The 11,715-nt window shown below is 71.3% G+C and carries 8 protein-coding genes; 2 read left to right on the top strand and 6 right to left on the bottom strand.

Going from position 1 to position 11,715, the window contains the following annotated elements; all coding sequences use genetic code 11:
• Positions 1–32: 32 nt before the first annotated feature.
• The 4 genes from Vlu01_RS04735 to Vlu01_RS04720 all read right to left on the bottom strand — a co-directional run bounded on the left by Vlu01_RS04735 (position 33) and on the right by Vlu01_RS04720 (position 4,374).
• The gene (locus Vlu01_RS04735; RefSeq protein WP_203994356.1) at positions 33–479 is read right to left on the bottom strand and encodes a VOC family protein; all 447 of its coding nucleotides are present in this window, start codon (positions 477–479) and stop codon (positions 33–35) included.
• A 675-nt stretch (positions 480–1,154) separates the two neighbouring features.
• On the bottom strand, positions 1,155–2,345 hold the full coding sequence (locus tag Vlu01_RS04730) for a sensor histidine kinase (RefSeq protein ID WP_373307275.1): 1,191 nt from the start codon (positions 2,343–2,345) through the stop codon (positions 1,155–1,157).
• A complete protein-coding gene (locus Vlu01_RS04725; RefSeq protein WP_203994354.1) occupies positions 2,342–3,010 on the bottom strand; it encodes a response regulator transcription factor in 669 nt (222 codons plus the stop codon). Before Vlu01_RS04725 ends, Vlu01_RS04730 begins: the two co-directional genes overlap by 4 nt.
• Positions 3,011–3,081: 71 nt before the next feature.
• A complete protein-coding gene (locus tag Vlu01_RS04720; protein WP_203994351.1) occupies positions 3,082–4,374 on the bottom strand; it encodes an outer membrane protein assembly factor BamB family protein in 1,293 nt (430 codons plus the stop codon).
• A 69-nt stretch (positions 4,375–4,443) separates the two neighbouring features.
• Between Vlu01_RS04720 and Vlu01_RS04715 the strand changes: the two genes are divergently transcribed.
• On the top strand, positions 4,444–6,294 hold the full coding sequence (locus Vlu01_RS04715; RefSeq protein WP_373307273.1) for a DUF6311 domain-containing protein: 1,851 nt from the start codon (positions 4,444–4,446) through the stop codon (positions 6,292–6,294).
• Positions 6,295–6,383: 89 nt separating this feature from the next.
• On the opposite strand, the gene Vlu01_RS04710 is transcribed toward Vlu01_RS04715, so the two are convergent.
• Positions 6,384–8,204 (bottom strand): hypothetical protein, encoded by a 1,821-nt coding sequence (locus Vlu01_RS04710; protein WP_203994348.1) that lies wholly within the window; start codon positions 8,202–8,204, stop codon positions 6,384–6,386.
• A complete protein-coding gene (locus Vlu01_RS04705; RefSeq protein WP_203994527.1) occupies positions 8,204–10,189 on the bottom strand; it encodes a DUF6311 domain-containing protein in 1,986 nt (661 codons plus the stop codon). The genes Vlu01_RS04710 and Vlu01_RS04705 overlap by 1 nt, the downstream gene beginning before the upstream one ends.
• A gap of 247 nt (positions 10,190–10,436) precedes the next feature.
• Between Vlu01_RS04705 and Vlu01_RS04700 the strand changes: the two genes are divergently transcribed.
• Positions 10,437–11,636 (top strand): hypothetical protein, encoded by a 1,200-nt coding sequence (locus tag Vlu01_RS04700; protein ID WP_203994345.1) that lies wholly within the window; start codon positions 10,437–10,439, stop codon positions 11,634–11,636.
• Positions 11,637–11,715 lie beyond the last annotated feature (79 nt).

Genomic DNA, 11,715 nt, shown 5'->3' with positions numbered 1-11,715 from the left:
TCGTCGTGCGGGGGAAAGGCCGACGAGGACGCCTACTTCTGGTCCTCCCCGACCGACTCGGCTGGGGAGGAGCCGGGCTGTCCCTGCGTCTCCGCCGCCCGCGCCGCCGCCTTCTCGGCGGCGCTGCGCAGCACGCAGAACTCGTTGCCCTCCGGGTCGGCGAGCACCACCCAACCCGCGCCTGTCGGCCCGATGTGGTCGGCGACGTGCCGGGCGCCGATGCCGAGCAGCCGCTCGACCTCCTCGTCCCGGGTCCGGTCGGTGGGTTCCAGGTCGAGGTGCAGCCGGTTCTTCACCGTCTTGCCCTCCGGCACCGCCAGGAAGAGCACCTCCGGACCACCCGGCGGCAGCAGCATGGCCTCCGGGTCGCCGGGGAAGTCGTCGGGCTGGCGGGGGCACTCGAAGACCTGGGCCCAGAAACCGGCCAGGGCGTACGTGTCGTGACAGTCGATTCCGATGTTGTGGATCCGTGCGCTCATGTCTCGTCCCTCGTGGTGTTCGCCACCGACTCCGCCGCCCGGTCGGCTGCCGGCCGACGAACCGCCGGGACCGGCGAGCCTGCGAGAGGCGAGACGGCATGGCGGATCGAAGGCGGCCCTGCGGGCACGGACGTCGGGGCAGTCAGAACTGGCGTGTCTGCTCCGCTGCTGCGTTACGGGACAGCGATCCCGCTACAGGTGCCCCGCGAGGATGAGCGGTCAGCCGGCAAGGCGGGGCGCGGACAGCATCATGGTGAACATCGACGCACCCCCTCCTCGTTCGGGCTGACCCGAAGATCCTCGCACCGCCCCGCCTCACGGAGCAACCCACGCCGGCAACAGACCCACCCCTGTGTGGATGCCGCGAGCCCGGCCATCACATTCCGTGGTCCCAGGCCAGCCCCATGATGTGGTACTCCCATCCTTTGCTCTGCTTCAACCGACGCAACGATCACGCTCAGTGTCCGAGGCTTGCCGATGGCTGATTCTCGCTCCCGCATCCCCGCTGCTCACGCACCAGTGCGTGGATTGAAGCAGAGCAAAGTGTGCGGGGTGGTAATGCGGGTCCTGGCGAGATAGTGACACAGCGTAAGAAGCACGGAGAGTTAGCCACCGAGGAGATGACGACCACCGCCACGGGCGGTGGCATAAGGCTCGACGGCTGACGGCGACGCCTCATCGGGCGACCTCGGCCGCCGGCAGGGTGACGGTCACCTCCAGGCCGCCACCGGGCTGCGCGACAGCGGTCACCGTGCCGCCGTGCGCGTCGCAGACCGCACGCACGATGGAGAGGCCGAGACCCGAGCCCCGCGCACCGGTACGCTCCCGGCCACCCCGCCGGAAGGGCTCGAAGAGCCCCGGCACGTCGGCCTGATCCACCTCGAAGCCGGTGTTGCCGACCACCAACCAGGATCGCTGCCCGTCGGAGCCGGTCCGCACCCAGAGCCGGCCGTGCAGGTGGTTGTAGCGGACCGCGTTCTCGATCAGGTTGCCGGCCAGCCGGTCCAGCAGCCCGGGATCGCCCACCACCGGTGCCGGTTCCAGCGACGTACGGACCGCCAGCTTGATCCGCTCCACCTCCCGGCGTACGGCGGAGAGGGCGTTGACGGTGCCGGTGGCCAGGTCGCACTCGCTGCGCCGGCCGAGCCGTTGGCCGGTCTGCGCCTCGCTGCGCGCCAGCACCAGCAACGCGTCGACAAGCCCGTTGGCCCGCTCGGAGGCGTCGCGTACCACTGTCGCCATCCGACGGTACTCCGCCGTGTCCGCCTCGTCGTCGCTGAGCGTCACGTCGATCTCGGTACGCATCACCGCCAGCGGCGTACGCAGCTCGTGCGAGGCGTTGGCCACGAACCGCTTCTGTGCCTCGAACGCGGCGGCGATCCGGTCCAGCATGGCGTCGAACGTGTCGGCCAGCTCGGCCACCTCGTCGTCGGCGCCGGAGTAGCCGATCCGCTGGTCCAGCGTGGTCTCGCCGAGCCGGCGCGCAGTGGCGGTGACCTGGTGCAGCGGGCGCAGCGCTCGCCCGGCGACGGCGTACGCCCCGACCACGCCGACCATGCCGATCGCCAGCAGCGCGGCCAACCCCTTGGCCAGCAGTTCCCCGGAGGCCGAGTCGACGAGCCGCTGCTGCCACGCGGCGGCCTCCAGGGTGCTCCCGTCGGCGAGCACCACAGTGGTGCCGGGCAGCAACTCGTCGGTGGGGCGCAGCGCGTCGCGCACCAGCAGCCAGGCCAGCAGGACCAGGATCGCACCGGCACCGACCAGCAGCACGCCGTTGAGCAGGGTCAGTCGCAGCCGCAGCGTGGGACGCAACCGCAGGGAGGGCCGCCGTAGCGCGGGCAGCCGCCGGTTTGACGGACGGCTCACGCCACCACCTCGGCCGTCCGGTAGCCGGCGCCGACCACGGTCTCGATCAAGGGAGGGTCACCGAGCTTGCGGCGCAGCGTCATCACGGTGACCCGGACGATGGTGGTGAACGGGTCGGTGTTGGCGTCCCAGACGCGTTCCAGGAGTTCCTCGCTGGAGACCACCGCACCCCGGGCCTTGAGCAGCTCGCAGAGCACACCGAACTCCTTGTTGGTCAGCTCCACCGCCGCCCCGCCCCGGGTGGCCGTGCGGCGTGCCGGGTCGACCACCAGGTCAGCGAGTTCCAGCACCGGCGGTGCCGCCGGGGTGGCCCGTCGGCCCAACGCCTGCACCCGGGCGACCAGTTCGTCGAAGGCGAACGGTTTGGGCAGGTAGTCGTCGGCACCGAGCTGCAAACCCTCGACCCGGTCGGCGACCGTGCCGCTGGCGGTCAGCATCAGCACCCGGGTCAGCGTGCCGGACGTGGCCAGTTCCGCGCAGATCTGGTCACCGTGCATGCCGGGCAGGTCACGGTCGAGCACCACCACGTCGTACCGGGTCACGAAGGCCATCTCGTGACCGCTGTCGCCGTCGTACGCGACGTCCACCGCCATACCGCGTTTGCGTAGGCCCCGCGCTATCGCGTCGGCGAGATTGCGCTCGTCCTCGACCACCAGTACCCGCATGCTCGCCCCTTTTCCGCACACCGACCCCGACAACGTAACGTCGCCGACCAAGCGGCCCGTGGCGGGACGGGTCAGTGGGGCAGTTGCCAGACGCCGTAGTTGCCGTCGAGCAGGCGGCAGGCGATGAGGTCGGACCGGCCCTGGCAGTCACCACCGGCGTCCGACAGCACATCGATCCGGCGTGCCGGTGCGCCGCTCGGGTCGAGTCGAGCCAGGACCAGCCCCACCTCCGGCACCGTACGCACGGCGAGCATCTGCGGCTCGTACTCGTAGCGGACGACCATGTTCCACGATCCGTGCTCGGCCAGCAACGCACCGGAGGACAGCCTGATCGTGACCATCTCGTTGGTGTTCCTGGCCACCGCGAGGGCGTTGCGGTCGTCGACCAGCACGATGTCGAGAATCTCCTCGCTGCCCCACCGCACCGCGCCGGTGGCGGGATCGAGGATCTGCAACCCGCCGCTGGCCAGTCCCGCGCAGAGCAGCGGCCCACAGGCGGTGACGTAGGTCGCCGTCGGCACGGTCACCTGCCAGCGCTCGACCAGACCGTCGATGGTGAGCGCGACGACGGTGTTGGAGTTGCGCACCACGGCCACCAGATCGCCGGCCACCCACGCCTGCTGGTAGCCGCTGGCATGGTCGTCCGGAGCGGGAAGTCGGTGCCGTACCGTCCCGGTCATCGAGTCGATCACCTGGACCTCGCCGTCGACCGTGGCCACCACGATGGAGTCGAGCATCCCGTCCCGCTGCCGGTAGTCGACACTGGCCGCCGACAACGGCATGGACCACAGCTCGCGGGCGGTCGCCAACTCGATCATCCGAAGGACGTTCGGCTCGCGGTCGCTGAAGGTACGCAGCAGCGCCCGGTCGGGCATCTCCATGATCGTGATACCCGGCACCCGCCAACTCTCCTGGCCGGTACGCGCGTCGAGTCGCACGGTCTCGGTGGTGCCGGTCTCCCAATTTGCGGTGGCGACCAGGATCCCGCCGTCGGCGACGGACTGCACCCGGTAGACCCGGTTCTGTGACGGCACGGGTCTCCGCCACAGCGGCACCGGCCGCTGCGGCGCGGCGGTAACCCGATCGGGGCGCGGGTAGGCGAGCAGTTCCTGGCTGCCGTCGGTGACCCCGGGACGCGGCGTGACGGTGAGGATCTGATCCCCGGCCAGGAACAGGTCGCTGCCCAGGGCGGCGGGGACGATCGCGTGGATCCGCCTGGCCGGCGGTGTGGCACCCCCCGACGCGAGCAGCACGAGCAGCGCCACCACCACGACCGCCAGCCAACGGTTACCCGGCCGGGGGCGTCGCTGCGAAGGTGGCGGATCGGTCTGCTCGGTCAGCTCACCGAGGTCGATCAACGTCACGCTGGTCCTCCCTGACACACACCAGACGCGCGGCGGGCGGGCGAGGTTCCGCCTGTACGATGGCCCGTCGTGGCTGCGCCGGTGGTGAATCCCTCGCTGAACTCCGTCTCCGAGACCGTCGAGACGCGATCAACGACGACACGTCCCCGGCGGCGGCCGACGCGCGCCGACGCGCTGGCCATCGGAGCCTACGTGCTGCTCGGCGTCATCGTCTGCCTGAACTACTGGGCGGACGTGAACAACCGGGTCTCGTCGCACCTGCCCACCGACCACAGCTGGTTCGAGTGGCTTTTCGCGCACGGCGCGTACTCGGTGCAGCACCTGGAGAATCCGCTCTTCACCGCCCGGCAGAACGCCCCGGACGGGGTGAACATGATGGCCAACACGTCGCTGCTCGGGGTGACCCTGCCGCTGGCGCCGCTCACCCTGCTGCTCGGCCCCCAGGTGGTCTACGCCCTCTATCTGGGCGGTGCGTTGGCGGCCACCGCCGGCACCTCCTACTGGATGCTGTCGCGGCACCTGGTGCGTTCCCGGGCGGCGGCCTTCGTCGGCGGCGCGTTCCTCGGTTTCGCCCCCGGCATCGTGCACCACGCCAACGGCCAGCCCAACTTCGTCTCCAACTTCCTGCTGCCACTGATCGTGGTGCGGGTTTTCCGGCTGGTCGAGCCGGGCCGGTGGCGGCGCAACGGGCTGGTGCTGGGGCTGCTGGTGGCGTACCAGATCTTCATCAACGAGGAGATGCTGCTGCTCACGGCGATGGCCTGCCTGGTCGTCGTGATCGCGTACGCGGCGATGCGTCCCCGCCTCGCGCGGGCGCGGGCTGGCACCTTCGCGGCCGGGCTGGGCCTCGGCGGTGGGGTGGCGCTGCTGCTGACCGCGTACCCGATCTGGTTCCAGTTCAACGGCCCGCAGTCCTACCGGGGACTCCAGGGCGGGGTCTTCCACAGTTGGGGCGAGGACATCGTCGCCTTCGTCACCTTCCCCCGGGACACCATCGCCGGTGACGAGGCGGTGGAGGCGACCATCGGCATGACCGAGCAGAACACCTGGTTCGGTTGGCCGCTGGTGCTGCTGTCGGTGGTGGCCCTGGTCCTGCTGGTACGCCGCTCGCTGGTGGCTCGGATCCTGGCCGTGCTGGTGGTGCTCTTCTCGGTCGCCGCGCTCGGCCCGGAGATCCGGTTCAACGGCGAGCTGACCGGCATCGCCGGCCCGTGGTCGTACATTCCGGAGGATCTGCCGCTGGTCGAGATGATGATGCCGACCCGGCTGACCCTGGTGACCACCGCCGCGCTCGGCGTACTGCTGGCGTTGGCCTGGGACGCGGTGGCCCGCAGCCACCGGTCGCCGGTGCCGGCGCCCCGCGCCCCGGAGGGGGCGACCCCGGTTCGGCGGCGACCTCGCTGGCAGCACATTGTCGGGTACGCCGCGATCATCCTCGCGGTGCTGCCGCTGCTGCCCCGCCCGCTACCGGCCGAGCCGGTCGACCCACCGCCGACCTTCATCACCTCCGGCGCCTGGCGACCGTACGTGCCGGACGGCCGCACGCTGGTGCCGGTGCCCATCCCCAGCAACGTGCACGGCCTGCCCACGCTGCGGTGGAGCGCGCTGACCGGGCACGAGTTCCCGATCCCGGCCGGCTACTTCATCGGCCCCAACGAGAACGGCGAAGGCGTGTTCGGCGCTCCGAACCGCCCTACCAGCACCCTCATCTACCGCACCATGGACGCGGGTGAGCTGCCCGAACTCAGCGACGAGAACCGTCGGCAGGCGGTGGAGGACCTGCGCTTCTGGCGGGCCTCGGTGGTGGTGCTCGGCGCGCATCCCCGCGAGGCGGTGCTGCGGGACCTGCTGACCGCGCTGTTGGGCGACCCGCAACGCGTCGACGACGTCTGGCTCTGGGACGTACGCGACCGGGTGTAAGGAAGGGCACCTTATTAACGCCTCCGGTAGAGGAAGGGTCCCTTCCTAACATCACGGCGGACGCCGAGCGGTATGCCCGCGGCCGGGGCTCAGCTGACCAGGGGGCGGACGTCCCAGATGAGCGCGCCGTCGACCTCGCGGGCCGGACCGAGCAGCGCCTCGACGGTGCGTCGTACCGGGTCACCATGGTGCAGCCCGCCCTGGACCACCACGGCGGCCCGCCAGTGCCGCAGGTCGGCCACCGCCTGCCGGCGGTCGGCCTCGGTGATCGGCGGCACCTCGCCGGTGTCGGCCACCCGGCGCAACAGCAGCGACGTGGGCCGGTCCGGCGCACCCCAGCGCGCCCCCGGGTCGTCCGCCGAGCGGGGGCCGATGAAGAAGCCACCCGGGGCGGTGAAGGCCAGCCCGGTCCGAGCCGACCAGAGCATCGCCGGACTGCGGCCGGCGTTGGTCACCGGGGGCACCGGCACCAGCGTCCGCCCCGCCGGCACGTACGCCCGCCAGGTCCCGTCCGCGACGAACGCCGGAACCGGCCAGGCCGGCACCGTGCGGATCGGTGTCGGGGTCATCGGCAGCAGCGCGGCGGCAACCGCTGCGGCCCAGAGCAGCCGCCACCGCCCGGCCGCGCCTGCCGGACGCCCGGCGGCGGTGGCCGGCTGCCGTCGTACCCGGTCCACCGCGAGCGCGAGCAGGATGCCCAGCACCGGCACGCAGACCAACGAGAACCGGGCCGGCACCACGTGGTCGACCAGGGGCAACTCGGCGATCAACCGGTACGGGCCGGGCAGGTCCGTCACCGTGCCGTCGAGGCGTACCCGCGCACCGAGCGAGAGCAGGGCGAACACCACCCCACAGGCGGCGAGTGCCCGGACCAGCGGGCGACGCCACAGCCACACCGTCACGACCAGGGCCACCACGAGCAGACCCGGTCCGAAGAAGGAGTTCTCCTCGGTCGCGTTGGGGGCCAGCAGGGCGGGCAGGCGGGGATCGCCGAAAAGGGTCTGTCGGGCCGTGGCGGTGAACGAGGCGGCGTCGAGCTGATAGCCGTACGCGTGGAACGGCATCCCCCGGTAGTGCCCGGGGCCGAAGAACTGGAACCACAGTGGATAGGCCAGCAGGGTCATCGCCACCACCGCACCGACCGCGATCCGGCCGGCCGTGACCGGGGCGAGCCGGCGGGCGGCGGCCCGGTCGGCCAACGCGTACCCGAGGACGAAGACCCCGGCGGCGAGCGCCACGAAGAGCAGCACCTCCTCGCCGAGGAAGACCTGGTACGACACGACCAGACCGAGCAGCACACCGGGACGCCACACCCGCGACCAGGCGCCCGCTGCCGGACCGGACGGGTCGGGCACAAACACCAGCGCCAGGATCACCGGCACCAGGAACTGGGCGGCCATGTGCAGGTGCGAACCGGCCTGGGCGACCATGCCGGGGGCGAAACCACAGACCAGCCCGCCGACCGCGGCGGCCAGTCGGGACTCCACCAGGCGGCGACGCAGCAGCACGTACCAGGCGGTGGCCGTGCCGGCGAGGCACCCGACCACCGCCACCTCGAACGCCACCTGCGAGCCGAACAGCAACGTGACCGGGGCCAACGGGACGCCCAGGCCGAGCACCGAGGTGTTGGCCATCAGGTTCACCCCGCCGGGCGCGTTCAACGCGTCACTCCACAGCGGATTCTCCAACGCGACCACGGCACGGGCCGCACGGGCCAGCATCCATTCGAAGAGGATCTGGTCCCCGGCCTGGTGGTAGAGCCGGTCCGGCCGGCCCCACTGCCCGCTGGTCAGCCACGCGGCCAGCGCCAGGTAGCCGGCCACCACCGCCACATCAGGCGTACGCGGGCGCAGCCACCGACGGCGAGGGGCGCGGACCTCGACGTCCCGCTCGATTGTGCCGACCGACATCAGGCCCGGGGGTCGGTGAGTGACCGTACGTCCCACACCCAGACATCCAGTTCGAGCCGGCCCGGGCCGACCAGTTGCTCGACGGTCTGCCGCAGCGGCTCGGAGTGCGGCTGCCGGACCGGCAGCACCAGGACCGCCGCCCGCCAGTGCCGCAGTTCGTCCAGGGAGCGGCGCCGCTGGCGGTCGTCCAGTTCCGGCGTCCGGCCGGTGGTGGCGACCTCCTCCAGCAGTTTCCCGATACCGCTCGGCCGGCCCCCGAAGCGGCCCGGGTCACCGGTGTTGCCGTTGCGTGGGGCGAGGAAGTAGCCGCCGGGGATCTTGAAGTCGAGATTGGTGGAGGCCGCCCAGCGCATGCCGTGGGTGTTGCCCATGCTCGGTACCGGGATCGGCACCAGGGTCTGGTCCGGCCCGACGTAGGCACGCCACCGGTCTGAGGTGATGAAGTCGGGCACCGGGGGGCGCGAGGTCATCGGCAACGGCATCGGGGTGATCGGCAGCAACGCGAGCACCAGACCGGCGACGGTCAGCGTACGCACGGTTCGCCGGTCCATGGACAGCGTGCTGGTCCGCTCGATGGCCAGCGCCAGCAGGATCGCCACCACCACCGTGGTGATCATGCCGAACCGGGTCGGTACCACCGCGTCGAGCAGCGGCAGCCGTACCAGCCACTCCCACGGGCCGACGACCAGTTCCCGGTCCCACCAGGTGATCCGCTCGCCGAGGGAGAGGATGGTGTAGAAGGCGGCGGTGGCGGCGAGCGCGCGGACCAGCACCTCCCGCCGGAGCCAGAGCACGATCCCGACCGCGATCAGCGCCAGGCTCCACCCGAAGAAGGCGTTCTCCTCGGAGTAGTTCGGCGCGAGGTTGACGTTCGCCCGCTGGTTGCCGCCGAGGGTGGGCGAGCCGGGGGCGAAGTACGCGGCGATGTCGTTGCCGTAGTCGCGGACCGCGTCGCTGAGCCCGTGGTACGCCATCGGGCCGGCGAACTGGATGTACAGCGGGTACGCCAGCAGTGATCCGGCGATCACCGTGCAGGTGACCAGCGCCTTGGCCAGCGGCCGCCAGGCCGCCGACCAGAGCTCCGGCCGCTGGGCCAGCACCGCGATCAGGAAGATCCCGCAGCCCATCGCGGTGAAGAGCAGGATCTCCTCGTTGATGAACGCCTGGGCGGTGACCAGCAGGGCCAGCAGCGCGCCGTCCCGGTACGGCCGGGTCGACCGGGTGATCACCATGACCCGCCAGACGATGAACGGCAGCAGGAACTGGCTGATGATGTTCGGGTGCCAACTCGCGTGCGACAGCATCGCCGGTGAGAACCCACAGAGCCAGCCACCCACCACGGCGGCGAGCCGGTTGTTCACCACGTGCCGGGACAAGACGAAGTACCAGGCCGAGGCGGTCCCGGCGAGACCGAGCGTCACCAGCAGCACGAAGGTCACCGCCGGCCCGAAGAGCAGGGTCACCGGCACCATCGGAATACCCAGGGCGAGGATGGCCGTGTTGGCCATCAGGTTGACCCCGTCGGGGTAGTTGAACTGCTCGGTGAAGAAGGGGAACTCCCCGTGCAGCACCACCCGCACCGAGTGAGCGAGGAAGAACTGCACCTGGGCCGGGTCACTGCTGTAGAGCGAGGCCACCCGGCCGGCCGGGTCCATCCAGATCTGGCTGGTCACCCAGAGCGCGGTCAGCAGGAACCCGCCGAAGATCGCGAGGTCGAGACGTCGAGGCGTCCAACGGAACCGGCGTCGGCGTGCCGACCCGGCATCGCCGGTGTCGGCGTCCCGCGTACCGTCGGATGCCGCTGGTCCGGTCTCCGCCAGCTGGCGGGTCGTCCCGGCCTCGGTCGCGGACGTCGCAGCTACGGTTGTCGGCACGGGGCCTTCGGTCGCGGGCGCCGGGGCGTCGGTCGCGGGGGCAGCCTCGGTCGCGGGGGCAGCCTCGGTCGCGGATTTTGTTCCGGCAGCGCCGCGCCCGACATCACCCATGGTGACGACTTCGGACGGAGAGTCAGCGACGTCAGCGGATCTCGGCAGCGCGGCGGCGCGGGTCTCAGCAGGCGTCACAGTCGGCGGAGTCTACCCGAGTAGGGAATATGCCCCAACTCGACGCGGTGTCCCCTGTGGCCGTTGTGGTTACGGTGCGACGCAGCGTATGGCGACCCGAAGCGCCGGCAGGACATCTCGTACTATTGCCCTCCGACACGACAACGCGATCCGATCGGGGGCGTGACAGGTGGTTCCAGCCCGTTGGCGCGGCTTGACCGCCACCGGCCTGTCCACCCTGCTGATCGCCGTCACCGCCTGCGGGCCGGTCGCCGAGCGTCAGCCACGGGACCTGCGGGTCGGCTACGACAGCATGGACGGGTCGCTGACGGTGTGGCCACCGCGTGGCTCGCTGGCCGAGGACAGCACGGCGACCGCCGCCGTCACCGAGGCGGTACGCCGCTGGCGTTCACCTGTGGACGACCGGGTGCACGTACCCTCGTCCGGGATCCTCTACTCCGGTGAGGTGGACGGCGCGCCGCTGGCCCTGGTCGCCGCGTCGGTGCCCGGTGAGGCCGCGTCCTGGCTGCTCCAGCTCACCGGCGACGGCGACGGCTACACGGTCAGTCACGCCACCGAGTACACCGATCCCGGCTACCTGATCTACTCCGACGTGTTGCCGGTCCAGTCCGCTGACGGGAGGCGTTATCTGACCTCCGAACGGGTCCGGCGGCTGGCCGGGCCGAACGGCCGGACCCTGTCCAACACCGACGGCCTGACCGATCCGGTGCGGGTGCCCCAGTGCCGGGCGGTCACCGTCACCGCCACCCTGCGCTCCACCGAGTCACTGCCCCGAGGGCGGGCCTCCGATCGGCTCCTCGATCTCGGCACCGGCACCGCCGCACCCCGCTATCCGCTGGTACGCGACCAGAGCGGCTCCGGCCGGCGCGCCCTGACCGGCCTCGACACCTGCCTGCTGGCCGGCGAGGACGGCCCGTTCGGCAGCATCTTCCGGCGGGTCGGCGACCGGGACGTACCGCAGTCGGTGCCGGCCTCCTGGCCGATGGCGAAACTCGCCGTGCGTACGCTCGGCGAGGTCACGCTCGACGGCGGCGAGCCTGCCGAGTTGGAGCAGCTCACCTGGGAGAGCGCCGAGGGCTCGATGAGCGCGGTGGTGTACCGGCCGGCCGACGATGGACCGGTGGTGCTCTCCCCCGCTGACCGGACGAACGCGTTGCAGGTCTACGAGCTTTCGGTGCCGGAGCAGCCGCTGGTCGTGCTGAGCTGGCGCGCCACCAAGGACACCACGCTGTCGGTGCCGCCGAACACGACCCGTCTGGTCGACCGCCCCGGGCTGGTGGTGGCGCCCCTTCCCGAGCGCCGCGAAACCTTCAGCCTCGCCGCCGACGAAAAAACCCACTACCGCACCGCCGGCTCCCCCCACCGCTAACCCCCCCACCCCACCCTCCCCCCTCCCCTCCCTCCTTCACCTCCGCGATCATGCAGTTGTGGCACCCTCCAAAAGGTGC

Source organism: Micromonospora lutea (assembly GCF_016863535.1).
GTDB classification, from domain to species: Bacteria; Actinomycetota; Actinomycetes; order Mycobacteriales; family Micromonosporaceae; genus Micromonospora; species Micromonospora lutea.
The sequence above is the reverse complement of the archived record's forward strand: the minus strand, read 5'-3'. Positions and strand labels throughout refer to the sequence as shown.